The sequence below is a fragment of the Vibrio sp. 5S239 genome, from assembly GCF_041439575.1.
Lineage (GTDB): Bacteria > Pseudomonadota > Gammaproteobacteria > Enterobacterales > Vibrionaceae > Vibrio > Vibrio kanaloae.
This window is the reverse complement of record NZ_JBGOOM010000005.1, coordinates 157-25,643: the sequence shown is the minus strand read 5'-3', so window position 1 is coordinate 25,643 and position 25,487 is coordinate 157. Positions and strand designations below refer to the sequence as shown.

The window sequence follows — 25,487 nt, the reverse complement described above, 5'->3', positions numbered from 1 at the left end:
TCTTGGAAGAGAGATAGGGCTCGCAAAAAAAGAAATACTAAGATTCTTTGCCTAGTGGTGGCACTTCACGCCCCATTCTTGCGTAGAACTCTGCAACGAACTCTTCAAAGCGGTCTTCATCGATAGACTGACGAATGTCTGACATTACTCGTTGGTAGAAACGCAGGTTATGAATCGTGTTCAGTCGAGCACCTAGGATTTCGTTACAACGATCCAAATGGTGTAAGTACGACTTGCTGTAGTTCTTACAAGTGTAACAGTCACACTCTGAATCTAGTGGTGTTGTATCGGTTTTATGCTTCGCATTACGGATCTTGATCACACCTTCAGTCACAAACAGGTGGCCGTTACGTGCATTTCGCGTTGGCATCACGCAGTCAAACATGTCGATACCACGACGAACACCTTCAACCAAGTCTTCAGGTTTGCCTACGCCCATTAGGTAACGTGGCTTATCTTCCGGCAGTTGAGGGCATGTGTGCTCAAGAATGCGGTGCATATCTTCTTTTGGTTCGCCTACAGCTAGACCACCCACTGCGTAACCGTCAAAACCAATTTCAGTTAGGCCTTTAACAGATACATCACGTAGGTCTTCGTATACACCACCTTGAACGATACCGAACAGTGAGTTCGGGTTCTCAAGTTTGTCGAAATGGTTACGTGAACGCTCAGCCCAACGAAGAGACATCTCCATTGAGTCTTTTGCTTCTTTGTGTGTCGCAGGGTAAGGCGTACACTCATCGAAGATCATTACGATATCTGAACCTAAATCTTTTTGGATTTCCATAGACTTCTCAGCGTCCATGAAGATCTTGTCACCGTTTACAGGGTTACGGAAATGAACACCCTCTTCAGTGATTTTACGCATTGCACCTAGGCTGAATACTTGGAAGCCGCCTGAATCAGTCAGGATAGGACCGTGCCAGTTCATGAAATCGTGCAGGTCACCGTGCATTTTCATGATTTCTTGGCCAGGACGTAGCCATAGGTGGAATGTGTTACCTAATAGGATTTCAGCACCTGTGTCTTTTACTTCTTCAGGTGTCATACCTTTAACAGTACCGTAAGTACCTACAGGCATGAATGCTGGGGTTTCAACGGTACCGCGTTCAAACTGAAGTTGACCACGACGCGCGCCGCTATTAGTTTTTTTAAGTTCGTATTTTAATTTCACGAAGCCTCCAATATGCCAGAGAAACAATCTGACTGTTAATTCAGAACCTTAAGCCAAACAAAAGTTCAGTCCAGTGGGTTCTATGAGGAGCGGTCGCGTATTCCTTGCGAGAGATTAGACAGACACCCTGCCCGACTCCTAGCTTACTGCTAGCACCCGTAAATTTTTGTATCGCTTAAACCAGCTTAAATTAGCTCGTTTTCTTATTGATGAACATCGCATCGCCGTAGCTGAAGAAACGATATTCGCTCTTCACGGCGTGGTCGTATGCGCCCATCACATTGTCGTAACCAGCAAACGCACTCACCAACATAATCAGTGTTGATTCTGGTAGGTGGAAATTAGTAATCAAGCAATCCACCAACTGGTATTCGTAACCTGGGAAGATAAAGATTTCTGTGTCACCAAAGAAAGGAACTAACTCTGTGCCTTTATTACGTGCATCTTGCGCTGCACTTTCTAGTGAACGAACCGATGTTGTGCCAACCGCAATAATACGCCCGCCACGCGCTTTTGCAGCAGCTACGGCATCCACCACTTCTTGCGGCACTTCAACGTACTCAGCATGCATGTGGTGATCATTGATGTTGTCCACTTTTACGGGCTGGAATGTGCCAGCTCCAACGTGAAGCGTCACGTAAGCAAACTCAACACCCTTTTCTTTCATGCCAGCCATTAGCTTATCATCAAAGTGAAGACCTGCTGTTGGCGCTGCAACCGCACCCGGCTTTTCATTATAGACAGTCTGGTAGCGCTCTTTATCTGCATCTTCATCAGGACGATCGATGTAAGGAGGCAGTGGCATGTGACCAACATTGTTAAGAATCTCTAGAACGCTTTGATCGGATGTGAAATGGATTTCAAACAACGCATCATGACGCGCTACCATTTCAGCTTCATACTCATCGTTCTCACCAAGGAACAACTTAGTGCCCGGCTTCGGTGATTTAGAGCAACGAACATGCGCAAGAATGCTTTTCTCATCGAGCATACGCTCCACTAGCACTTCAAGCTTACCGCCTGAGGCCTTGCGACCGAATACACGAGCAGGAATCACGCGAGTGTTATTAAAAACAACAAGATCGCCTGGCTCAACCAAGTCTAAAACGTCTTTAAACGAACCATCAGCTAGGTTACCGCTGTTGCCATCTAATTTAAGCAGGCGGCTTGCTGTGCGCTCCTCTTGAGGGTAGCGAGCAATGAGTTCATCTGGTAGGTCAAAGTGAAAATCTGAAACTTGCATGTTTGTAGTCTTGTCTTAGTTGATGAGATTTGTGCTGTTGACGAATAATAAGTCATGGTTGCAGATCAATCGTTACGGTAAGTCAATCGTTACCAGAAACACATCACAAACACGACTAAAAATTTCGCAGTGGGCTAGTATAGGCACACGAGCCGCAATAGCAAGGTTTACAGCACTGGATTATTGTAAAGAGGCGTAAAATAATGCTACTGATTCACCACCTCAAACTAAAGAATTAGTTGCATAAAACTCACCCAAGAATGCGTCAGATCTCAGTTATTTTTTGGATAAAAAACTATAGTAATAGCAACAAATAAAAAAGAAGGAGGTTCGTATGATCAAGGTTGAAGATATGATGACTCGCAACCCTCATACTCTATTGCGCTCACACTCACTGGCCGATGCTAAACACATGATGGAAGCGCTTGATATCCGCCATATCCCAGTCGTTGATGCTGACAGAAAGCTACTTGGTGTTGTTACCCAACGAGACGTTCTCGCCGCTCAAGAATCCAGCCTACAAAATATCCCACAAGCTCAATCTTTTACTCTTGCCACTCCCCTCAATGACATTATGCACAAAAGCGTTATGTCGGTAGAACCGCGTGCAGGATTAAAAGAGTCAGCTATCTATATGCAGAAACACAAAGTGGGCTGCTTGCCTGTCGTAGAAAATTATGAATTAGTGGGTATTATTACAGACAGCGACTTCGTCACGATAGCGATCAACCTACTAGAACTACAAGAAGATGCGGAGCCAGAAGAAGTCGAAAATTAATCCACTTATTTTATTCGCTATAACCTCTAGAGCCTTTTTTATCTAAGGCTCTTCACATATCTAGATCCCCCCTCCCTCTTAAAAAAATAATAATATCAACAACCTACTTTGCACATCATTCTTAGATGCAAAATATAGTGAAACAGCACTATTTATTAATATGTTTATCATTAGAATAATGCCGAATTATTAAGAATAAAAAAGCTGCTTCACTAGGAAATGTATTTATGAGTTTAAAGAAATTGCTGTCCTTGGGTTTTGGTGTGATTCTCACGCTAATTTTGGTTATTTCAATCGTTGCTTCATTACGCTTTTATCAATCAAGTAATGGGTTTAATAGCTACCGTTCCCTTGCATTGACCAGTGTCTCTACAGGGCGAATCCAAGCCAACATACTGGAGGCTCGTTTGTCTGCACTTAAATATATTAAGAACCCTATTCCTTCACATATATCTGAATTGCGTAGACGTATCACAGTATCAAATCAATTGATCGATAACCTACTAGACTCTCGCTTTGACAACCTGAACAAAAGTGAATTTCTAATGATAAAGAAGCAGCTTGAGCAATACAGCCACGGCTTTAGCAAAGTTGTTCAATTGGTCAATACGGAAAACAATCTAGTTCAAGAAACTTTAGCACCCTCAGGTATCGATATGCGAAAAGCAGTAACGAACTTAATGCTCCAGGCTTCAGTCGAAGAAGATTTAGAGGTTGCCGCAAGTTCAGGGGAACTTCAACAGCATGTCTTACTATCAAGATTGTACGCTTCTAAGTTTTTGGCCAGCAATAAAACAGAAGATGCTCAGCGTGCTGAAAAAGAGTTGTCCTCTGCAGCATTAATAGCAAAAACTATCGAATCGCAGTTAATGTCGATGGAGCAAATCGGCCACCTAAACGACTTTACTAATGCTTCAAAAACTTATCGTTCCACATTTTCGAAGGTCACTAACACAATAAACGAGCGCAACAGCATCATTACAGAGACTCTTGATCTTGCTGGTATCAATGCGGCTAAAACCATTGAAGAAATCAAACTATCGACGCAAGCAAAACAAGATTCTGTCGGGCCTAGTATGGTCGAGCGATTTTCTAGTGCTCAGTGGGTTCTCGGCATTCTTTCTATTATTGTTGTAGCGGTTTCCCTAAGTATTGCCATTTCAATTTACCGTAGTGTTTGGAAGGTAGTAGGAGGAGAGCCGAGTGATATCCAATCCATTGTTGCTGAGGTTGCTTCTGGCGATCTTTCTAAGCAGATTCCAATTACAGGTAAAGAAACCGGTATATACGCTAACACTTTAGCGATGCGCCAAGAACTGCGCCGAATCATTGATGGTTTCCACCAAATTTCAGACAACGTTTCAGCAGCCTCAGTTGAGCTAGCCGCAGTGATGAGTCAGACCGAAGGAAATGCTAAACAAGAACTGAGTCAAATGGAACAGATAGCAACCGCTATCAATGAGCTCTCCAGTACTGCAAATGAGGTTAGTCAAAATGCGGCTAGCGCTGAGAATGCAGCAACCGGCGCAACTTCCAATGTAAAAGAGGGGGGCGTTTCACTCGATAGATCCGATGATATTTCTCGCAAGGTTGAAGACTCGATCGAAGAGACATCAAACATCGTCAATCAACTGCAAGAGTACTCAGTGGAGATCGGCACTGTTATTGAAGTGATCAACGCCATATCGGAGCAAACTAACTTGCTAGCGCTCAACGCAGCCATTGAAGCGGCTCGAGCTGGCGAGCAAGGAAGAGGTTTTGCTGTGGTTGCTGATGAGGTTCGTTCTCTGGCCGCTAAAACACAACAGTCAACTATCGACATTCAAGAAATAATATCTCGACTTCAAGCACAAGCGAAAGATGCCAATCAATTCATGCAATCTAACCTATCGCTAGCCGTAGAGTCTCGTCATTACAGTGAACAGCTCAGAACGGCATTTGCATCAATAACAGAGTCTGTCGACCTTATTTCAGATATGAATACACAAGTCGCAACAGCATCAGAAGAACAGTCTGGGGTCACGCAGGACATTTCACAAAATGTTTCTTTAACCTTTGATATTGTCCACCAAAATGTCTCTGGAATCGAGCAAAGCAAACAAGCAAGTGAAGAGCTGTCTTCATTAGCTGTGAAACAAAAAGACTTACTGAGCTTTTTCAAAATATAACGTTATAAACGCCACTATTGTGGCGTTTTTCTTATCGAATGAAGTCACAAAAAGAGCGGCTTAACTCGCCGCTCAAAATTAGGCTTGATGCTTCAATATTGTCTACAACAACTCAGACACCACATCGGCTAATTGGTGGAAGGTTTCACGACGTGATGAGCTTGGTCGCCAAACTAGGCCAATATCGCGGTAAGCCTTCTGACCTGGAGGATCAATAACCACGAGATTCTGATTCTCAAGCAAACCGTGATCGATAGCCATCTGCGGAATAAAGGTGGTTCCTAAACCATTTGCCACCATTTGCACCAATGTGTGGAGGCTTGTGGCGGTGAACGGGTTTATCTTCTCTTTGTCTGTTAACTTACAGGCCGACACTGCATGCTCTGTTAAACAGTGTTCATTCTCCAACAAGAAAACAGATTCGTCTGGCAGATCATCATATTTAATAGGAACACGAATCCCATCAGCTTGATTACGACTGATCACCATTCTAAAAGGATCTTGCCCAACCACTTTGCTCTCCATGTTGTCGATATCGACAGGCAGAGCCAGAATCAACACATCTAACTCACCATGACGCAGTGCCGCCAATAAGTTAGTCGTCGTGTCTTCACGTAACAGCAAGTTCAACTGTGGGAAGCGTTGATTAGCTTCTTGTACCAAATCGCATAATAGGAACGGGGCAATAGTAGGGATACACCCCAGCCGCAGCTGACCTTGCATCGTATCACCATTGCACAAACTACCAAGCTCGACTAAGTCTTGCCCTTTCGCCAATAGCTCTCGACCATGCTTCACCACCAGCTCACCCGCTTGAGTAAAAACTAATGGGCTCTTTTTATCTTTCTTCTCATAGAGAGGGCAACCAATCAGCTCCTCTAAATTTTGAATGCCTTTACTTAATGTAGATTGACTAACGAAACAGCGATCCGCTGCGTCGCTAAAGTGACGAGTTTCGTGAAGCGTAACCAGATAGTGAAGTTGCTTAAGACTTGGCCATTTATTCATGAAATTACTTTGTAATATGAGTAGGATAAATTAGATAAAGGTCATCAGACCTAAGGACTGGGCAAAGAATAAGCTCATCGTTTTTTTCGATTAACTTAATCTATTTAATTCGCTTTTTTCTATAGTACATATTGTACTATAGTTTGTCCCGTAGAAACGGAGCCCAAACAAAGATGTGTTGGGCCAACTAATTTTTTAGGAGATTCCAAATGGTACTAGTAGGTCGTCAAGCCCCTGACTTTACTGCAGCAGCTGTTCTAGGTAACGGTGAGATCGTTGATAACTTCAACTTCGCAGAATTCACTAAAGGTAAGAAAGCGGTAGTTTTCTTCTACCCACTAGACTTCACTTTCGTTTGTCCTTCAGAGCTAATCGCTTTCGACAACCGTCTAGAAGATTTCCAAGCTAAAGGCGTTGAAGTAATCGGTGTTTCTATCGATTCACAATTCTCTCACAACGCATGGCGTAACACTGCTATCGCTGACGGCGGTATCGGTCAAGTTAAATACCCTCTAGTTGCTGACGTTAAGCACGAAATCTGCAAAGCATACGATGTTGAGCACCCAGAAGCCGGTGTTGCTTTCCGTGGTTCTTTCCTAATCGATGCTGACGGTCTTGTACGTCACCAAGTAGTTAACGATCTTCCGCTAGGTCGTAACATCGACGAAATGCTACGCATGGTAGACGCACTAAACTTCCACGAGAAGAACGGTGAAGTTTGTCCAGCACAATGGGAAGAAGGTAAATCAGGTATGGACGCATCTCCAAAAGGTGTTGCAGCATTCCTATCTGAGCACGCTGACGACCTAAGCAAGTAATTACATTCTTAAGCCCGAACTCAACGCGGGTTAATGGTTGGAAGACTCTCTACAAAGAGACATAAAGCATAAGCTAATAGCGCAAAGCGCACCGCCAATCAGTTAAGAAGTAAAGTCCTATTAAAAGCCCGAAGTTAACGCTTCGGGCTTTTTGTTTTCCCCTCCTCGCGCCACCCTAGACTGCCTCTTGTAATAGATAATTGAGGTAGCGATAAACCTAAACTTTACCTCTATTTTCCCTTATCCCCATCTATTCAGAATCACACCTAGATTGCTATTATTTCATCAGTATCTTTTTGAACGGATAAACACGATGAACACCGAAATTGAAGTCTGTATCGATAACTTAGAGTCCCTATACAATGCCCTAGCAGGCGGAGCTAATCGTATTGAGCTTTGCTCTTCATTGGCTCTTGGCGGATTAACTCCAAGCTTCGGAATGATGAAGCAAGCGGCAATAATTTCGTCCGTTCCGGTCTACGCTATAATAAGACCTAGACAAGGCGACTTTATTTTCGATAACGACGATATGAACTGTATGCTTGAAGATATTGAAGCTTGTGCAAGTGCAGGGTTGGATGGGGTCGTACTTGGTGTGTTAGCGCCTAACGGAAGTATTGATATGCCAAAAATGCAACAACTGGCTGAAAAAGCGCACTCGTTAAAGCTTGGGATAACCTTCCATAGAGCCATCGATCAAAGCTCTGATTTCCAAGCAGCATTAGAGCAGATCATTTCACTTGGATGCGAAAGAGTCCTGACATCAGGACTTGCTGTTAATGCCGAGCAAGGCATCGATGTATTGGCAGCAATGGTCAAACAAGCCGACGGACGAATTGATATCATGGCAGGGGCTGGCGTTAACGCTGCGAATGCTAAAATGATTCAATGCGCCACCCAAGTACCTGCTCTTCACCTTTCAGGGAAATCCACAAGAGCTAGCCTAATGGAAAACGGATCGTCCGCTCAAATGGGGAGTGATGACATTGATGATTACCAGATTCCTGTCACTGATGCCAGTAAGGTATTTGATGTGAGGTTCGCTTTAACTATTAAAGAGTAATAACCATTAACATAAACCGAAGAGTACCAAATTACCGAATCTCACTCATGACATATATTAGGCTCATTACGGTCACTGCCAACTGTTGGTTTAAGTCGTTTGGCAATCACCTTTCAAAGAGATGAGTTCAATTTATTTTAGTACGTCATCTAGGCTTTGTTCACCTAGATGGCGAACATCTTTGCCCTTAACAAAATAGATAATATATTCGCAAATATTTTGGCAACGGTCGCCCACTCGTTCAATAGCACGAGCTGACCACATAACCTGTAAGATAATAGGTATATTCTGCGGCTCTTCCATCATGTAAGTCATTAGCTGACGAATTACAGCTTCGTATTCAGCGTCTAGCTTATCATCAAGCTTATGTACTTCAGCCGCGGCATCAACATCCATACGTGCAAATGCATCCAATACCTGATGGAGCATAGTTATCGCTTGACGACAAAGAGGCTCTAAAGAAACATGAAACTTCTGGTCTTTGGCCGAGGGGGCCTCTATCGCACCTTGCGCTATTTTAGAAGCTACATCACCAATTCTTTCCAAATCAGTAATCGTTTTGATGATCGCCATAATCAAACGAAGGTCTTTTGCGGTGGGCTGGCGCTTGGCAATAATACGCGTGCATGCCTCATCGATAGACACTTCCATCGCATTCACTTTATGATCGTCACGAATCACTTTCTTAGCCAGTTCAACGTCATCTCTGTGAAGCGCTTGCATTGCAAATGAAAGTTGCTGCTCCACTAGCCCACCCATGGTGAGTACGTGAGTACGGATCGACTCTAATTCGACGTTAAATTGCCCTGAAATGTGGCGACCGAAATGCATATCAGCTCCTTACAAAGAAATAAATCAAACCGTTTATATAGAGTGGTTTAGCTCTAGGTGGCATCGACTCAACAGTTAGCCGTACCTACCTGTAATGTAGTCTTCTGTTTGATTTTTCAATGGTGACGTAAATATTGAGTCCGTATCTGAGTACTCGATCAATTTCCCCATATGAATAAAGGCAGTATGGTCGCTAACACGAGCAGCCTGTTGCATATTATGAGTCACAATTACCACGGTATATTGTGTTTTTAGCTCGTTGATTAACTCTTCAATAGTCAAAGTAGAAATTGGATCCAAGGCCGATGTTGGCTCATCTAACAAAAGTACTTCCGGTTCTATCGCAACCGCTCGAGCAATAACCAAGCGTTGCTGTTGGCCACCAGACAAACCGAAGGCATTCTCATGCAAACGATCTTTTACTTCATCCCATAATGCCGCTGCACGCAATGAACGCTCAACCGCATCATCAAGATCACGACTATTACTCAGACCTTGCAGCCTCAACCCATAAACCACATTCTCATAGATGGATTTAGGGAAAGGATTCGGGCGTTGAAATACCATGCCAACACGACGTCTTAAGGTTGCTACATCAACCTTAGGATGATAAACATTGTTTCCGTACAACTTCACTTTGCCGGAGACTTTACAGCCTTCAACAAGATCGTTCATTCGGTTAATACAGCGAAGCAGTGTCGACTTTCCACAACCCGAAGGACCGATAAACGCCGTCACCTGCCCTTTAGGTATTGTCATCGAGATATCATCAAGTGCCTGCGCTTCTTTATAGTATAGGTTCAGCCCTTCAATCGAGATGGCTGTTTGCTCTTCAGTTAGGTTGTGCACATCTAAAGGCGCTTGATAGCCCAAGGTTTCATTAATTGAGAACATCTTAATCTTGTCCTAAGGTTCGGTACTTTTCACGCAAGTTATTTCGAATATTAATCGCGGTCAGGTTCAACCCAACAATCACAGTAACCAACAAAAATGATGTCGCATAAACCAGTGGTCTTGCCGCTTCTATGTTTGAGGTTTGAAAACCCACATCATAAATGTGAAAGCCCAAATGCATAAATTTTCTGTCGAGGTGAACATACGGGAACTGCGCATCGACAGGTAAACTCGACGCTAATTTCACTACTCCCACTAGCATTAATGGCGCTACTTCTCCCGCAGCACGTGCTACAGCCAGAATAAGCCCGGTAATAATCGCAGGGCTCGCCATCGGTAAAACGATACGCCACAAGGTTTCAGATGGGGTTGCCCCCAAAGCTAAAGAACCATGCCTCACAGAACTCGGGATTCGCGTTAACCCTTCCTCGGCGGTCACAATCACGACAGGCAATGTTAACACAGCCAGAGTCAATGCCGACCACAACAAGCCTGGCGTACCAAATGTCGGCGCAGGTAAACGCTCCGCGTAGAACAACGAATCTATAGAACCACCAATGGTGTAAACAAAAAAGCCTAAACCAAATACACCATAAACGATGGATGGCACACCCGCTAAGTTAATAACCGCAATACGAATCAAACGAGTTAGCGCATTGTTTTTTGCGTATTCATTTAGATAAATCGCGGCAATGACACCAAGTGGCATAACGACAATCGACATGATCAGCACTAAAAGTACCGTACCGAAAATCGCAGGGAACACCCCCCCTTCAGAGTTGGACTCTCTAGGTTTTTCAGATAAGAATTTCCAGACCTGCTCACACCAATGCAGCACTTTCTCTGGGTAGGTCATCTGATTTGGGAACCAAAAGTCTAAGATCTCACTCAGCGGAATCTCAACGACTTTGCCCGTCATATCTTCAACAATCAGAGTATCAAGGTTGAGCTGCTGTCTTAAAGAGTCGAGTTGATATTCTCCCGAGGCGAGTTCACTCCTTAAAGCCAAACGTTTAGACTCCAGCTCTTGTCGCTCTGTATCTGACAGGTTGTCATTGAGCTCTCTTTTACGCTTTTCTAAACGTAATTGCTCTAACGCCCAACTTGTTGTGCGGACCGTTTGGTTAACGATCTTTTTAATTTCATCACGCAACGTGTCGGCGTGAGTTAAGCCTTCATCCAGTTCTTTCTCGATATCATCGGTTAGAACACCGTCAGCACTCCTAAAGCCAACCGGCTTTCCGAAGAAGTACCCACCGCGGCTACGCTCGATCACAGCCCACTCTTCTGGTGTGGTTGGTTCTTTAAGGTTCACCTCAAGAATAGATACGAAATCCGCAGGGTACAGTTCGCGGTTAGCAATTTTGATACTAAGACGTCGAACGACCCCTTTATCAATAATCTCTTGCGGCAACTTCTTATCTTGCACATTCGACAGTTGTTCAACCGGAATGTATTTACGATCATAGAGTTGACCGATTAAACGGTTCTTTGTCATCTCTTGATGCTGAAATGGCACATTTGCAAGGCTTTCTGTTTCATTCACTTGCCATTGGTACAGGGGCGCAGGCCAGAAATAGGTTAACCCTTTCCAGCCAATAAATAAGATCAGGCCAAGTACCGAAAGCATACTAATACTAACGGCACCACCAGTTAACCATATCCAAGGAGATCCCGATTTAATCCACTTAAACATGAAGAAGCTCTCTTACTGGTTGCGATTGACGATTCTGATAAAAATTATAAAGCACGGTATTTATCTCGCAGCCTTTGTCTTACCCATTCCGCAATCGAGTTCACGGCGAAGGTAAATAAGAATAGAAGTAACGCAGCTAGGAACAACAATCTAAAGTGAGGACTACCAACCTCTGATTCAGGAAGCTCAACAGCAATCGTCGCAGATAGCGTTCGCATCCCCTCAAGAATATTCCAATCCATGATAGGCGTATTACCGGTCGCCATCAGCACGATCATGGTCTCACCAACCGATCTACCCAACCCCATCATGATTGCAGAGAAAATTCCGGGACTTGCAGTAAGCAGAACAACATATATTAGAGTTTGCCAAGGCGTAGCACCTAACGCTAAAGAACCATCCGACAAGTGCTTAGGCACCGAGAAAATAGCGTCTTCTGCGATAGTGAAAATGGTTGGGATAACAGCGAAGCCCATCGCGAATCCAATCACAAGAGCGTTACGTTGGTCAAAATCGATCCCATGGTGGTTTAAAAAGAGCTTGATATCACCAGCAAACAACAACGATTCAATTTTCCCACCCAAGTTAAGCACGATCACAGTAGTCACAATCAACACAGGAACCAGAATCAATGCATGCCAGCCATTAGGAAAACGGCTCACCCAATCGTGTGGTAAGCAGTACCAAATTAAACCAACAACCAACGTGCTAAGAGGTAACACCAACAACAGTGAGACAATAGCAGTTAAATGCGTTTCCACGATAGGAGCAAACCACAAACCCGCTACAAACCCGATAATGACCGTCGGTAGCGCTTCCATTAATTCAATCGAAGGTTTTACCACTCGACGCATCTTTGGAGTCATAAAGTAAGCGGTGTAGATAGCGCCAAGTACCGCAATGGGTACCGCGAATATCATCGCAAACAGTGCGGCCTTAAGTGTGCCAAAAGTCAGAGGAACTAAGCTGAATTTCCCTTCAAAATCATCATTTGCCGAAGTGGATTGCCACACGTATTGAGGCTCTGGGTAGCTCTCGTACCAAACCTTTTGCCATAACGATGAAAAAGATATCTCTGGGTATGGGTTATCGACTAAAGCAAGATTAATAACACCATCACTCAGTGTCGCGAGGTGAATTTCATTTGCAGACATGGCCGCGAGTTGTGGCGACTTCTTATAAGCTTTCTCAAACAGAGATAACTTTTCACTTGTCGTATAGTGGCTTTGAATCGTGCCATTCTGATAGAAACTGTAAAAGCCTTTGCGATAAGTATCAGGTAATAAGAACTGTACCTCTGAAGGTAACTTAAAGTCTCGAATATGAGTCAAGCTACGTTTCTCATTGCTTAATACATCAAACCATTGAGAAACTCGCCCATCAAAATGACTCACGAGCAGAGAATAAGCACCGGACAACAAGTCAATACTCTTAACGGAATGCAGCTCATCACCTAAACTTAAGTCGATCACTTCCCTAACCGAGAACTCGTTCGCTTCAGTGGTTAGAATCGTAAGATCAGAGGCGTTGCGAAGATATAGAGTGTGCCCGTTAGGCGTCATTAAAAGCTGGTCTTGCTGACCAAACCCTTTAGATAACCATTGGGAGTTAACCTCTGAATACTCACCAGTCAATGACGCTTGGTACCATTTTATTAGAATGCGGTTATTGGATAGCTGAGCCACCAGCGTCAGAAGACTATTGTCGGTCGCAAATGTTAGCTTTTCAACGCTCAAGCCACTACTCAAAGCGATGTCATCTAAAAATTCAAACGGTTTACCTTTGAGTTGAAGGTAGTTGATACGAGGGCTATCGGCTTGACCTTTTCTTACGGCAAGAGGCTTTAAGAACTTAGGCTGAAACAACTGCACTTGGCCTTGGCGGTTAGCAAAGGCGAACCAATTGTCTGAGGGCGCGCTTCGAGCAAACGCAACCGAGTCTTCAATAATTGACGCTGAGAAGTATGGAGTCGATTGAGTATTATCAAGAGTCCAATAATCTACCGAACCATCGCGATCGATCACTAAAGCATGTTGACCGTATTCATCAATCGTCATTGCAATCGGATCTTGTACTATCACAGGTTGGACTTTTTGATCTGTCTCTAAACTTGAGTCAGCAAAGATAGGAAGAATAACCATCGCTAGGTAAATAAAGATAAGAACCAGTGCCGCCAATACGCTCACACCACCTAACGTCACTGCAAAACGCATAAGACGGTCTTTCAACCATCTTTTTTTATCTCGTTTTTTCAATGAAATTTCGGCTGCGGTCATCTGTCTATCTACCTTTTTTGAGCTAATATCATAATATTTCGTTTACATGACAATTATATTACAACTCACATTAAACAACTGAAAATAATAGTAAGTTTTGCTGAAACTGTAGAGTGAAATAATACCGTAACAAAAACAGCATACTCTGCTCATTTTTACAATTTGAGTAATCTCACACTCTTTAAGATGTCTAGGATGGATTATGAACGCTGAAAAGCTCTATATAGAAAAAGAACTCAGTTGGCTCTCCTTTAACGAGAGAGTTTTACAAGAATCAGCGGACAAAACGGTGCCTCTTATCGAAAGAGTGCGATTTCTTGGGATCTTTTCTAATAACCTAGACGAGTTTTACAAAGTTCGATTCTCTGACGTTAAACGTCGTATTTTGATCAACCAAGAACGTGGGATCCACGATAACTCAAAGCATTTGCTTACCAAGATGCAAACCAAAGCGTTTAAGCTGAACCAACGTTTTGATGAACTCTACAATGAGCTTATTCTAGAAATGGCAAGGCGACGGATTTTCTTGGTCAACGAGACGCAATTGAATGATCCTCAAAAGAAATGGATAAGAAAATACTTTAAGAAAGAAGTACTTCCACACATTACTCCCCTTTTGATGACCGACGAGATTAATGTGCTTCAATTCTTAAAAGATGAATATGCCTACCTGACCGTCGAACTTCAAAAAGAGCAGCAATCCAAATACGCCGTCATAGAGATACCGACCGATCACCTTCCGCGCTTTGTCATGGTTCCAGAGCAGAAAGGAAAGCGCCGCAAGACGATCATCTTACTTGATAACATCATCCGATACTGCATTGATGACCTATTTAAAGGCTTTTTTGAATACGATCAACTCAACTGTCACGCGATGAAAATGACACGTGATGCCGAATACGATCTTAGTCATGAAGTCGAACATAGTTTGCTAGAACAGATGTCGGAAGGTGTCGCTCAAAGGCTCAGTGCAATGCCTGTGCGTTTTGTTTACGAACACACAATGCCGAAAAATATGCTGGATTTCTTGTGTGGTAAATTAGGGATCTCTAACTACGACAACCTGATTCCTGGTGGTCGTTACCATAATTTTAAAGATTTCATTGGTTTCCCGAATGTTGGTCGTGAATACTTAGAAAACAAGCCGTTACCCCCTATGTCATGCGCCGACTTTGATGGGTTTGATAACAGTTTTGATGCCATCAAGAATCAAGATATCTTGTTAAACTATCCATACCATACCTTTGATCACATAGCAGAGTTAGTTCGTCAGGCTTCATTTGATCCAAAAGTCATCGGCATCAAGATCAACATCTATCGTGTAGCGAAAAACTCTCAGTTAATGAACTCGTTGATTGATGCGGTTCACAATGGGAAAAACGTAACTGTGGTGGTTGAACTTCAAGCTCGATTCGATGAGGAAGCCAATATCGAATGGTCAAAAATTCTAACCGACGCTGGCGTTCACGTAATCTTTGGTGCTACAGGTTTGAAGATCCACTCTAAGTTACTTCTTATAAGCCGCCGAGAAGGTGAAGAAATCACTTATTACGCGCATATCGGTACGGGTAACTTCCACGAAAAGACAGCAAGAATTTACACAGACTTCTCGCTGCTCACCGCCGATCAAGAGCTAACTAACGAGGTGCGTAATGTCTTTGGGTATATAGAGAACCCTTACCGCCCTGTAAGATTTGACCACTTAATTGTGTCGCCACGTAATTCACGTAAAAATCTTTACCGTCTTATCGATACAGAAACTGCTAATGCCAAGTCCGGCAAGAAAGCAGAAATAACATTGAAGGTGAACAACTTAGTCGACAAAGGGCTGATCAACAAACTTTATGGTGCAAGCAATGCCGGAGTCAAAATTCGTATGATCATACGAGGTATGTGCTCACTTGTTCCGGGAGTAGAAGGCATCAGCGAAAACATTGAAATCATCAGTATCATCGACCGATTCCTAGAGCACCCACGCGTTTTGATTACACATAACGATGGCGACCCTAAGGTGTTCATCTCATCGGCGGATTGGATGACACGAAACATCGACCACCGCATTGAAGTCGCAGCGCCAATCCGTGATGAACGTTTGAAACAACGCATCATCGACATTGTAAATATTCATTTTACCGATACAGTTAAAGCAAGGTGGATAGACAAAGAGATGAGCAACGCTTACGTCCCTCGTGGTAACCGTAAAAAACGCCGCTCACAAGTCGCCATCTATGATTACCTCAAGCAGGTAGAGAAACAGACTCGAAAAGCTAGGGAACAACAATCTCACGATGAGCCAAGCTAAAAACATCAAGGCCAATACGCCTGAAGACTCTAAAAATACCACCCCACTTGAGGCCGTGGCATCAACAACCAAACATGTCGCTGCCATCGATTTAGGCTCAAATAGCTTCCACATGGTTGTAGCGAAAGTTATTGGACAAGAGTTACAACTAGTCAGCCGACATAAGCAAAGAGTCCGGCTTGGTTCTGGCCTCGATGACCAATCAAACCTAAGCAATGCAACCATCGAACGTGGTTTAGAGTGTCTTGCTATGTTTGCCGAGCGTCTACAAGGCTTTGAAATCGAGAATGTGCGCATTGCGGCTACTCACACGCTTCGCCAAGCAAACAACGCCCATATATTTATCCAACGTGCGCGAGAGGTACTCCCATTTCCTATCGAGGTGATTCCCGGGGAAGAAGAGGCACGACTAATCTATTTAGGCGTAGCCCACACACAACCAGAGTCAGACTCCAAGTTAGTCATTGATATTGGCGGCGGCAGTACTGAGTTGATTATCGGTCAAGGGTTTGAAGCGAAGCTCGTCAACAGCAAACAGATGGGCTGCGTAAGCTTCACTCAACGATACTTTTCGAATGGAAAACTCTCTCGTAAGAACTTCTCCAAGGCTATTATTGCAGCCCAACAACGCCTAGAACCTCTTGCCGCTAAATATAAAAAGAAAGGCTGGGATGCGGCTCTTGGCTCTTCAGGCACCATCAAAGCAATCAAAGAAGCCTTAGTTGGAATGGGCTATGAAGATGCCATTATCACTGAAAAACGATTAGGCCATTTAATTGATGTGTTGTGTGAAAACGACAGTATTGAAGAGATAAAACTCAAAGGATTGGCTGAAGAGCGCCAACCCGTCTTTGCTGGCGGAGTAGCTATTCTCACTGCGATATTCATGGCTCTTTCAGTCAAAGAGATGCACTTTTCAGACGGTGCGCTTCGTGAAGGCTTGCTGTATGAGATGGAAGATCGTTTTCAGCGTTCGGACATTCGCATGCGAACCACTGAGAACCTCGCGACCAAACACTCCGTTGATTTCGACCACGCGACTCGCGTAAAAGAGCAAGCCAGCGAGTTCTTACATCAGCTCTGCGATGAACTGTGCATTAAGAAAAAAAGTCAGCTTTTTGAACTCCTCGAATGGAGTGCTCTATTACACGAGGTCGGACTGAGTATCAGCTTCTCAGGCTTCCATAAGCACTCTGCGTATCTTCTTGAGCATACCAATATGCCAGGCTTTAACAGCGAGCAACAAATGGTCATGTCGATATTAGCTCGCTTCCAGCGCAAAGCCCTTAAGCTTCAAGACATGCCTGAACTGAATTTGTTTAAGGGTAAGCACTTGATCAGCTTAATTCGCATATTACGTCTATCCATCATTCTCAATGGTCAACGTAACGACTCTCCACGCCTAAAAACACGCATTGAGGTCATCGAGAAAGATCATTGGAAGATATGTGGTGCCGATGGTGATTGGCTTGAGGAAAATAAACTATTGGCGGCGGACTTACTCGCAGAACAGGAACTTTGGAGTAATGCTGAATGGCAACTAAGCTTCGATGATAATCAAAAAGCGTAATTGCCAATCGGGAGATCAAAGCCCTACTTTTGCGAGTTCTTGTTTGGCGTATTCGTGAGGAATAGAAACGTAGCCGTCTTTTTCCACCAACTCTTGACCTTGTTTAGAAAAGATAAAGGTTAAGAACTCTTGCTCGACCGGAGAAAGCGGCTTGTTTGGGTGTTTATTCACATAAACATACAAGAAGCGCGAAAGCGGATAAGCGCCACTTAGGATGTTTTCTCTTGTTGCGTGTACATATTGATCACCCGTCTTAACCACAGGAATCTGTCTCACCCCCGCAACACGATAGCCAATGCCTGTGTATCCAATGCCGCTGATCGACAAAGCAACAGATTGAACAACAGAAGCTGAACCCGGCTGCTCATTGACTCGATTCTTGAAATCACCACCGCACAAAGCATTCTGCTTAAAGTAACCATAAGTACCAGACACCGAGTTTCGCCCAAACAGTTGGAAGCGATGCTTTGCCCAAGGTTGTTTAATACCTAACTCTCGCCAATTTTCGATATTCCTAACACCACCGCAGCGTAAAGTCTCCGAGAAAATGCCATCTATCTGACGGAAGTTGAGCCCTTTGACCGGGTTATCTTTGTGTACGAACACGCCAATAGCATCGATAGCGACTCTGAGCGCGGTAGGCTTATAGCCATGCTCTCTTTCAAACGCTTCAATTTCTCGTAAGCGCATCGGACGACTCATTGGTCCAAGGTGAGCTGTACCCTCTGTTAAAGCTGGAGGGGCCGTCGCCGAGCCAGAAGCTTGGACCTGAGCATTCACGTTCGGGTAGTAAGATTTGAACTCTTCAACCCACAACGTTGTCATTCCCGCTAAGGTATCTGAACCTACCGACAGCAAACTCCCCGAAATACCTGGCACCTTGGAATAATCGGGAAGAGGTTTGACGCTCTGTTCCGCATAAACAGTGTGAACCAAAGCAAATGCTAACAACAAACTAACTGAGAAACGCACCCTGCGTATTAAACAACTCATGACACGGTTAATCTATTTGGCAACGTGAAATGGAAGCGACTACCAACCCCCACTTCACTTTGAATTTCTAAATGGGAATCATGATGACTCAGCGCATGCTTAACGATAGCGAGCCCTAAACCACTGCCGCCAGTATCACGTGAGCGCGCCTTATCGACCCGATAAAAGCGTTCTGTCAGTCTATGTAAGTGCTGAGGTTCAATACCATCTCCAGTGTCTGACACATCCAAACACGCGCCTTGGCTTGTTTGATACCAACGAACCCTAACCGTAGCACCTGGTGGTGTGTATTTCACCGCGTTGTAAACCAGATTCGATATCGCACTTCTCAACTGGTCTTCATCGGCTAATACTCGTAAACTCGTATCGATATCAAACTCAAGTTTGTGCCCACAGTCACCACTTAAGCTCGCGGCTTCTTTTTCAAGAACTTCGAGCATCGCCGGTACATTGACTACTTCGTCTAGCTCGTGCATTGGCGCCGCTTCTATTTTTGAAAGAGTAAGTAGTTGGTTCACCAAACTGTTCATGCGATTCAATTGCTCAGTCATCACACCATGCGCCTTGGTCCACATCGGGCCGACGATCATGTCTGGATCTTCCGTCATTTCAAGATAGCCTTGAAGTACGGTCATTGGAGTGCGCAATTCGTGAGAAACGTTAGCAAAGAAGTTACGACGCATGCCTTCTAGCTGTTTTAGTTGAGTCACATCACGCACTACCATCAGGTGTTCACCCTCGGTATAAGGCACAATACGTAACTCAAGCATACGCTCCACGTTCAGAGGTGAAGGCATCTCTAATGGCTCAGAGAAATCTTGCTTGTTCAGATATTTAATAAAGTCTGGCGTACGAATCAGATTCGAGATCGGTTGCCCAGAATCGTCCGGCCAACGAAAGCCCAACAAATATTGAGCAAGCTTGTTACACCAAACAATATTCCCTTCACCGCGAAACACCACAACGGCATCGGGTAAAGATTCAGCACCGTTTCTAAAACGGCGGATCAGGTTGGTCAGCTCTTTTCTTTTACGACGCTGTCTCTGTTGCATACGGTAAATACCGTTAAACAGAGATTCCCAGTTTCCTGAGCCTGAAGGTGGTGTTAGACGCTTCTCATCCCACAACCATGCAGACAAACGCATTTGATTGTGTAGATGCCAGCCGAGCTGCAATACCGTAGCAGCCAGCAGTAACCAAGGTAAATAACCGAATATCCATCCGACAAAAACCCATGGTGCGTAAAAAAAAACCAGCTCCCAAACCAGCTTTTTCCAGGTTAACTTTTCAACCATTCAGGACTCCGTAGACTGCAGCGAAGCAACATTAAGCTTTTGTAGAAAAACGGTAACCCGCGCCGCGAACCGTTTGAATTAGCTTATCGTGACCTGCCGATTCAAGCGCTTTACGTAGGCGTCGAATATGCACATCAACGGTGCGGTCTTCAACGTAAACATTCGTACCCCAAACGTTGTTAAGTAGCTGCTCTCGGCTGTATACACGCTCTTGGTGCGTCATAAAGAAGTGCAACATTTTAAATTCTGTCGGTCCCATATCTACGGGACCTTCGCTTGCTGTAACGCGATGCGAGACTGGGTCTAGTTTAAGACCTTGTACATCAATCACATCTTCCAATGCTGTAGGTGTTACACGGCGAATAACCGCTTTCAGGCGAGCGACTAACTCTTTTGGTGAAAATGGTTTGGTAATGTAATCGTCAGCGCCAACTTCTAAGCCACGAACTTTATCTTCTTCTTCACCACGAGCTGTCAGCATCACCACAGGGATGTTGCGAGTTAACTCTTCACGCTTCATATGCTTGATAAAGTTTATCCCGCTACCACCAGGTAGCATCCAATCTAGTAACACTAGATCTGGGAAAGGTTCACATAGCTTGTTTACCGCTGTATCATAATCTTCAGCCTCTACTGCTTGGTAGCCTTTTTGTTCAAGCACGAAACACAACATCTCACGAATTGGTGCTTCATCTTCAACGACCAGAATCCTTCTCGACATAATTGAATAGCCTTTATAAGTAATCAACGCATTGCATTATCTGAGTTAATTATGACACTTTTGTGACCTTTGAAAACAAATTTTCATATAACTGTCTCAAACATTTCACTTTGTAAGTTTTGATACAGAGCTAAGGACAAATCGAATTAGATCTCATATCATGAGGCACTTCTAAAAAGGTATGAGAAATATTTATGTGGTTTAAAAATTGCCTAGTCTATCGCTTCAACCGTGATATTGATTTCAACGCAGATCAGCTAGAGAAACAACTTGAAGAATTCCGCTTTACTCCTTGTGGTAGCCAAGACAAACAGAAATTTGGTTGGGTACACGCAATGGGCAAACATGGCGATATGATGACGCACGTCTCAGAAAACCGCATTCTAATCTGTGCAAAGAAAGAAGAGAAAATGCTACCTGCTTCTGTGATCAAAGAGTCACTGAACGCAAAAGTAGAAACGCTTGAGGCAGAATCGGGAACACCTCTTAAAAAGAAAGAGAAAGACAGCCTAAAAGAAGACATCATCATTGATCTGCTTCCTCGTGCATTCAGCCGCAGTAATTTTACATACGCGCTGATCATGCCAAAAGAAGGTTTCATTGTGGTTGATGCAAGCAGCTACAAAAAAGCAGAAGACGTACTAGCATTACTACGTAAAACAATGGGTAGCTTGCCAGTAGTGCCTGCTACTCTAGAGCAAGCGATTGAAACGACTCTGACAGAGTGGGTGAAATCTGGTGATACGCCTCAAGGTATCACTATGCTCGATGAAGCAGAGCTTAAATCAATCCAAGAAGACGGCGGTATCGTTCGAGTTAAGAAACAAGAACTAGAAGCTGATGAGATTAAAAACCACATCGAAGCCAATAAAGTGGTAACTAAGCTTCTGATCAACTGGCAAGATCGCATTGAGTTCATTCTTGCTGAAGATGGCAGCATCAAGCGCCTGAAATTCAGTGATGAACTAAAAGATGAGAACGACGATATTCCTCGCGAAGATCAAGCAGCGCGCTTTGATGCAGACTTCTCACTGCTATGTGGTGAATTCAGTGTTTTCCTACCAAACCTATTTGAATCATTAGGCGGGTTAACTCAACCTAACGCTTAACTGATGTAATTTGAAGCCCAGGTGTCAACAGCACCTGAGCTTAATTCCCAGCTACCTTGTAGCATTTCCTCCAGCTCCGCGCTCTTCTTAATACCATTGTTATCTTTAGGGCTATCAACCCAACTCATTTTAGCGTAAAATTTGCGCCCCTTTGATATCACTTGGTGGTATCAACCTGACTTGAGATCAGACTAGAGAACGAAGCAATGACGACACAAAAACCATTTGTACCGGAACTATTATCACCGGCAGGAAGCCTCAAAAACATGCGTTACGCATTCGCTTACGGCGCAGATGCTGTATACGCAGGCCAGCCACGTTACAGCCTTCGCGTTCGTAACAACGAGTTCAATCACGAAAACCTACAAATCGGTATCGATGAAGCTCATGCTCAAGGCAAAAAGTTATATGTTGTATGTAACATTCAGCCGCACAACTCTAAGTTAAAAACATTCATTCGCGACCTTAAACCAGTTGTAGATATGGGCCCTGACGCGCTTATCATGTCAGATCCTGGTCTTATCATGATGGTTCGTGAAGCATTCCCTGAAATGCCAATCCATCTTTCTGTTCAAGCAAACGCAGTAAACTGGGCGACCGTTAAGTTCTGGTCAACTCAAGGCGTTGAGCGTGTAATCCTATCTCGTGAGCTATCGCTTGAAGAGATCGAAGAGATTCGCGAACACTGCCCAGAAACAGAACTAGAGATCTTTGTTCACGGTGCACTTTGCATGGCTTACTCAGGCCGTTGTCTACTTTCTGGTTACATGAACAAACGCGATCCAAACCAAGGTACTTGCACTAACGCTTGTCGTTGGGAATACAAGACAGAAGCTGCGAAAGAAGACGAAAACGGTCAGATCGTTGAAGCAAACCCTACTGGTGTTGCTATTCAAGAAGTAGAAACGCAAGACATTGAAGTTCAAGATGAGCGTCCAGACAACACACTAGGTCTTGGTAAACCAACAGACGAAGTGGTTCTGCTTTCTGAATCACACAAGCCAGAAGAAAAAATGGCAGCGTTTGAAGATGAGCATGGTACTTACATCATGAACTCAAAAGACCTTCGTGCAATCCAACACGTTGAGCGACTAACGAAGATGGGTGTTCACTCTCTTAAAATCGAAGGTCGTACTAAGTCTTTCTACTACTGTGCACGTACAGCACAGGTTTACCGTAAAGCTATCGACGATGCTGTAGCAGGCAAACCATTTGATGAAAGCCTAATGGGTACGCTAGAGAGCCTAGCTCACCGTGGCTACACTGAGGGCTTCCTACGCCGTCATACACACGACACATACCAAAACTACGAGTACGGTTACTCTATCTCTGATACTCAACAGTTTGTTGGTGAGTTCACGGGCAAGCGCCGTGGTGACCTAGCTGAAGTAGAAGTGAAGAACAAGTTCCTATTAGGCGATAGCTTAGAGATGATGACACCGAAAGGTAACGTTGTCTTCAAATTAGAAGTCATGGAAAATCGTAAATCTGAAGCTGTAGACGATGCGAAAGGCAACGGTCACTTTGTATTTATTCCTGTACCAACAGATTTAGACCTACAGTACGGTTTGTTAATGCGCAACTTGAACAAAGGCCAAGATACGCGTAACGCATCAGGTAAATAACGTTTATTTTGGAAAGATAGATGGCTCTACTAATAACTGACAAGTGCATCAACTGCGATATGTGTGACCCAGAATGCCCAAATGGTGCAATCACTATGGGCGACAGAATCTTTGAGATCGATCCTGATTTATGTACTGAGTGTAAAGGTCACTATGAAAAGCCAACATGTCAATCAGTGTGCCCCATTACCAAATGCATTATCACTGACCCAAATCATATTGAAACTGATGACGAGTTACTTGAAAAGTTTGTCATCATTCAAGGCTTAACCTGACAGATAAAAGGTTCAACTGAATCATTGAGTTGAACCTTTTCTTACCCAACACTTTTCAGAGATACTTTCCCCCTCTTTCTCATACTGATACTCAAGCTATTCTCGTCAATTTTCATCTGAGATAGAGACATCAAATAAAATACTCTCGACTCATATCCGTAACAAGTTTTATTCTGTATTTATAAACTCTAAATAATCGAGTGACATTTCCCCTACATCTTAGACGAAAATACGAGTGGGTCATTAACGCTTAGATGATCGACCAAACTCAGATTACTGATTTGATATTAAAGCCAAACACTGACTAGGCATCACTTTAACTTTCTTTTTTTTCTTCTTTTTCGCTACTTTTTGGTGTGGCTCTGGCACAGTTTTCGGAGCCCAGCTTGCTAATTCATACCCACAACCATCACCTTTAGGAGGGCTTGCTTGAGCTATACAGTTTGAACTGCCTTCCGGGCACTTTAAACGAACATGGAAGTGAGAATGATGCCCCCACCAAGGTCTTATTTTACCTAACCAAGATCTATCATTAACATCAGAGCTATCTTGATCACAAAGGGCCTGTTTAATGACAGGGTGAACAAAGATACGCACCACTTTTTTATCTTTCGCTGCATAGCGAATAACTTGAAAGTGATCATCGGTCCAATTAGATTTACGCAGTTTGTAGTTAGTAAGATCCACAACACTCACAGGTTTAGGGACAGCAAGTTCATTCTCAGTAAGCCTCTTACTGGTTAACCTCAACCATATATCAATATCCAACCCAGTCTGGTGACTTGAATGACCCGATGAGAAGCGGCCCCCTCGAGGTAGTGAAATATCGCCAACTAACAAGTTGGTATTGAGTTGCTCGCTTGTAATTGCACCTAGCCTTTCAATAAACTGAATGGCCTCGGTATGGCCATAGTAGCGCTCTCGCTGAGGGCGAATAATTTGATAACCCTCCCCGTTAATCGGCAGGGCCTGTGCGCCATCGAGGCAACCATTGGCATAACTTCCTATTGATGAGGTTGAGTTTCTTGTCGGGCTTTTTTCTTTTTCCCACGGAGTTGCCGATACGGCAAGCGAATAAAAAATAAGAGCCGATGTATAAAGTAACCTCATAACTATTCCAAATGAATGAATTCTACTTTTCATACTAGTCGTCATCAGAAAACATATACGTATTGAATGTAATTTTTGGCGAAAAAAGGCATTTTATAATGAGAAAATGGAAGGAAACGAGTTTTGAAACAATGGAAAGAAAAAAGGCTCCAGTCTTTCGACTAGAGCCTTAAATATGGCAGGGGTGGAGAGATTCGAACTCCTAACACGCGCTGTTTTGGTAAGTCGGGGAATCCGCGGCTCTACTAATGACATGTTTCAGCACCAAAAAGAAAAAAGGCTCCAGCATTTCTGCTAGAGCCTTAAATATGGCAGGGGTGGAGAGATTCGAACTCCCAACACGCGCTGTTTTGGTAAGTCGGGGAATCCGCGGCTCTGCTAATGACATGTTTCACACCAAAAAGTAAAAAGGCTCCAGCATTTCTGCTAGAGCCTTAAATATGGCAGGGGGTGGAGAAATTCAAATATAGCAGGGGTGGAGAAATTCGAACTCCCAACACGCGCTGTTTTGGTAAGTCGGGGAATCCGCGGCTCTGCT

Annotated in this window: 20 protein-coding genes; 9 read left to right on the top strand and 11 right to left on the bottom strand. The window is 43.8% G+C overall.

Annotated elements, in window-relative coordinates; genetic code table 11:
- Positions 1–37 precede the first annotated feature (37 nt).
- Positions 38–1,174 carry a tRNA guanosine(34) transglycosylase Tgt gene (gene tgt / locus ACED48_RS05640; protein WP_017056177.1) on the bottom strand — a complete coding sequence of 379 codons (1,137 nt, stop codon included), beginning with the start codon at positions 1,172–1,174 and terminating at the stop codon, positions 38–40.
- A 190-nt stretch (positions 1,175–1,364) separates the two neighbouring features.
- Positions 1,365–2,417 carry a tRNA preQ1(34) S-adenosylmethionine ribosyltransferase-isomerase QueA gene (gene queA, locus ACED48_RS05635; protein WP_017056176.1) on the bottom strand — a complete coding sequence of 351 codons (1,053 nt, stop codon included), beginning with the start codon at positions 2,415–2,417 and terminating at the stop codon, positions 1,365–1,367.
- 334 nt (positions 2,418–2,751) lie between these two features.
- On the opposite strand from queA, the gene ACED48_RS05630 reads away from it, so the two are divergent.
- Positions 2,752–3,195, top strand: a complete 444-nt coding sequence (locus ACED48_RS05630) for a CBS domain-containing protein (protein WP_017056175.1) — start codon at positions 2,752–2,754, stop codon at positions 3,193–3,195.
- 227 nt (positions 3,196–3,422) lie between these two features.
- Positions 3,423–5,363, top strand: coding sequence for a methyl-accepting chemotaxis protein (locus ACED48_RS05625; RefSeq protein ID WP_017056174.1), 1,941 nt, complete (start codon positions 3,423–3,425; stop codon positions 5,361–5,363).
- 102 nt (positions 5,364–5,465) lie between these two features.
- On the opposite strand, the gene ACED48_RS05620 is transcribed toward ACED48_RS05625, so the two are convergent.
- Entirely contained in the window at positions 5,466–6,371 is a 906-nt protein-coding gene (locus tag ACED48_RS05620; RefSeq protein ID WP_017056173.1) for a hydrogen peroxide-inducible genes activator, read from the bottom strand.
- Positions 6,372–6,580: 209 nt separating this feature from the next.
- On the opposite strand from ACED48_RS05620, the gene ACED48_RS05615 reads away from it, so the two are divergent.
- Together ACED48_RS05615 and ACED48_RS05610 are read left to right on the top strand one after the other, a co-directional pair.
- The gene (locus ACED48_RS05615) at positions 6,581–7,189 is read left to right on the top strand and encodes a peroxiredoxin C (protein WP_004740353.1); all 609 of its coding nucleotides are present in this window, start codon (positions 6,581–6,583) and stop codon (positions 7,187–7,189) included.
- 313 nt (positions 7,190–7,502) lie between these two features.
- Positions 7,503–8,252 (top strand): copper homeostasis protein CutC, encoded by a 750-nt coding sequence (locus ACED48_RS05610; RefSeq protein WP_017056172.1) that lies wholly within the window; start codon positions 7,503–7,505, stop codon positions 8,250–8,252.
- A 132-nt stretch (positions 8,253–8,384) separates the two neighbouring features.
- Here the strand turns inward: ACED48_RS05610 and phoU are convergent, their stop codons facing one another.
- The 4 genes from phoU to ACED48_RS05590 all read right to left on the bottom strand — a co-directional run bounded on the left by phoU (position 8,385) and on the right by ACED48_RS05590 (position 13,949).
- The gene (gene phoU / locus ACED48_RS05605) at positions 8,385–9,083 is read right to left on the bottom strand and encodes a phosphate signaling complex protein PhoU (RefSeq protein WP_017056171.1); all 699 of its coding nucleotides are present in this window, start codon (positions 9,081–9,083) and stop codon (positions 8,385–8,387) included.
- Positions 9,084–9,158: 75 nt separating this feature from the next.
- A complete protein-coding gene (gene pstB / locus ACED48_RS05600; RefSeq protein ID WP_017056170.1) occupies positions 9,159–9,977 on the bottom strand; it encodes a phosphate ABC transporter ATP-binding protein PstB in 819 nt (272 codons plus the stop codon).
- Position 9,978: 1 nt separating this feature from the next.
- Complete coding sequence (pstA, locus tag ACED48_RS05595; RefSeq protein WP_017056169.1) at positions 9,979–11,673, bottom strand: phosphate ABC transporter permease PstA; 1,695 nt, start codon at positions 11,671–11,673, stop codon at positions 9,979–9,981.
- 44 nt (positions 11,674–11,717) lie between these two features.
- On the bottom strand, positions 11,718–13,949 hold the full coding sequence (locus tag ACED48_RS05590; RefSeq protein ID WP_017056168.1) for an ABC transporter permease subunit: 2,232 nt from the start codon (positions 13,947–13,949) through the stop codon (positions 11,718–11,720).
- 202 nt (positions 13,950–14,151) lie between these two features.
- On the opposite strand from ACED48_RS05590, the gene ppk1 reads away from it, so the two are divergent.
- Together ppk1 and ppx are read left to right on the top strand one after the other, a co-directional pair.
- The gene (gene ppk1, locus ACED48_RS05585; protein ID WP_017056167.1) at positions 14,152–16,251 is read left to right on the top strand and encodes a polyphosphate kinase 1; all 2,100 of its coding nucleotides are present in this window, start codon (positions 14,152–14,154) and stop codon (positions 16,249–16,251) included.
- Positions 16,238–17,821, top strand: coding sequence for an exopolyphosphatase (ppx, locus tag ACED48_RS05580; protein ID WP_017056166.1), 1,584 nt, complete (start codon positions 16,238–16,240; stop codon positions 17,819–17,821). The genes ppk1 and ppx overlap by 14 nt, the downstream gene beginning before the upstream one ends.
- A gap of 15 nt (positions 17,822–17,836) precedes the next feature.
- On the opposite strand, the gene ACED48_RS05575 is transcribed toward ppx, so the two are convergent.
- The 3 genes from ACED48_RS05575 to phoB are packed head-to-tail and all read right to left on the bottom strand — an operon-like array spanning position 17,837 to position 20,830.
- Positions 17,837–18,814, bottom strand: a complete 978-nt coding sequence (locus ACED48_RS05575; protein WP_017056165.1) for a PstS family phosphate ABC transporter substrate-binding protein — start codon at positions 18,812–18,814, stop codon at positions 17,837–17,839.
- Entirely contained in the window at positions 18,811–20,109 is a 1,299-nt protein-coding gene (gene phoR, locus ACED48_RS05570) for a phosphate regulon sensor histidine kinase PhoR (protein ID WP_017056164.1), read from the bottom strand. Before phoR ends, ACED48_RS05575 begins: the two co-directional genes overlap by 4 nt.
- 31 nt (positions 20,110–20,140) lie before the next feature.
- Entirely contained in the window at positions 20,141–20,830 is a 690-nt protein-coding gene (gene phoB, locus ACED48_RS05565; protein WP_004735064.1) for a phosphate regulon transcriptional regulator PhoB, read from the bottom strand.
- 194 nt (positions 20,831–21,024) lie between these two features.
- Between phoB and rdgC the strand changes: the two genes are divergently transcribed.
- From rdgC to ACED48_RS05550, 3 genes are all read left to right on the top strand, one after another.
- The gene (rdgC, locus tag ACED48_RS05560; RefSeq protein WP_017056163.1) at positions 21,025–21,939 is read left to right on the top strand and encodes a recombination-associated protein RdgC; all 915 of its coding nucleotides are present in this window, start codon (positions 21,025–21,027) and stop codon (positions 21,937–21,939) included.
- A gap of 206 nt (positions 21,940–22,145) precedes the next feature.
- On the top strand, positions 22,146–23,564 hold the full coding sequence (gene yegQ, locus ACED48_RS05555) for a tRNA 5-hydroxyuridine modification protein YegQ (protein WP_017056161.1): 1,419 nt from the start codon (positions 22,146–22,148) through the stop codon (positions 23,562–23,564).
- A 20-nt stretch (positions 23,565–23,584) separates the two neighbouring features.
- Complete coding sequence (locus tag ACED48_RS05550; protein WP_017056160.1) at positions 23,585–23,839, top strand: YfhL family 4Fe-4S dicluster ferredoxin; 255 nt, start codon at positions 23,585–23,587, stop codon at positions 23,837–23,839.
- A 273-nt stretch (positions 23,840–24,112) separates the two neighbouring features.
- On the opposite strand, the gene mepA is transcribed toward ACED48_RS05550, so the two are convergent.
- Complete coding sequence (gene mepA, locus ACED48_RS05545) at positions 24,113–24,949, bottom strand: penicillin-insensitive murein endopeptidase (protein ID WP_017056159.1); 837 nt, start codon at positions 24,947–24,949, stop codon at positions 24,113–24,115.
- Positions 24,950–25,487: the final 538 nt, after the last annotated feature.

Excerpts from the sequence above, each read along its gene's own strand:
- phoU (WP_017056171.1), bottom strand. The coding sequence starts at position 9,083 with ATGCATTTCGGTCGCCACATTTCAGGGCAATTTAACGTCGAATTAGAG.
- yegQ (WP_017056161.1), top strand. The coding sequence starts at position 22,146 with ATGACGACACAAAAACCATTTGTACCGGAACTATTATCACCGGCAGGA.
- ACED48_RS05610 (WP_017056172.1), top strand. The coding sequence starts at position 7,503 with ATGAACACCGAAATTGAAGTCTGTATCGATAACTTAGAGTCCCTATAC.
- phoR (WP_017056164.1), bottom strand. The coding sequence starts at position 20,109 with ATGGTTGAAAAGTTAACCTGGAAAAAGCTGGTTTGGGAGCTGGTTTTT.
- ACED48_RS05575 (WP_017056165.1), bottom strand. The coding sequence starts at position 18,814 with ATGAGTTGTTTAATACGCAGGGTGCGTTTCTCAGTTAGTTTGTTGTTA.
- ACED48_RS05590 (WP_017056168.1), bottom strand. The coding sequence starts at position 13,949 with ATGACCGCAGCCGAAATTTCATTGAAAAAACGAGATAAAAAAAGATGG.
- ACED48_RS05625 (WP_017056174.1), top strand. The coding sequence starts at position 3,423 with ATGAGTTTAAAGAAATTGCTGTCCTTGGGTTTTGGTGTGATTCTCACG.
- rdgC (WP_017056163.1), top strand. The coding sequence starts at position 21,025 with ATGTGGTTTAAAAATTGCCTAGTCTATCGCTTCAACCGTGATATTGAT.
- mepA (WP_017056159.1), bottom strand. The coding sequence starts at position 24,949 with ATGAGGTTACTTTATACATCGGCTCTTATTTTTTATTCGCTTGCCGTA.
- ACED48_RS05620 (WP_017056173.1), bottom strand. The coding sequence starts at position 6,371 with ATGAATAAATGGCCAAGTCTTAAGCAACTTCACTATCTGGTTACGCTT.
- queA (WP_017056176.1), bottom strand. The coding sequence starts at position 2,417 with ATGCAAGTTTCAGATTTTCACTTTGACCTACCAGATGAACTCATTGCT.
- ppx (WP_017056166.1), top strand. The coding sequence starts at position 16,238 with ATGAGCCAAGCTAAAAACATCAAGGCCAATACGCCTGAAGACTCTAAA.
- pstA (WP_017056169.1), bottom strand. The coding sequence starts at position 11,673 with ATGTTTAAGTGGATTAAATCGGGATCTCCTTGGATATGGTTAACTGGT.
- ACED48_RS05550 (WP_017056160.1), top strand. The coding sequence starts at position 23,585 with ATGGCTCTACTAATAACTGACAAGTGCATCAACTGCGATATGTGTGAC.
- ACED48_RS05630 (WP_017056175.1), top strand. The coding sequence starts at position 2,752 with ATGATCAAGGTTGAAGATATGATGACTCGCAACCCTCATACTCTATTG.
- ACED48_RS05615 (WP_004740353.1), top strand. The coding sequence starts at position 6,581 with ATGGTACTAGTAGGTCGTCAAGCCCCTGACTTTACTGCAGCAGCTGTT.
- pstB (WP_017056170.1), bottom strand. The coding sequence starts at position 9,977 with ATGTTCTCAATTAATGAAACCTTGGGCTATCAAGCGCCTTTAGATGTG.
- ppk1 (WP_017056167.1), top strand. The coding sequence starts at position 14,152 with ATGAACGCTGAAAAGCTCTATATAGAAAAAGAACTCAGTTGGCTCTCC.
- phoB (WP_004735064.1), bottom strand. The coding sequence starts at position 20,830 with ATGTCGAGAAGGATTCTGGTCGTTGAAGATGAAGCACCAATTCGTGAG.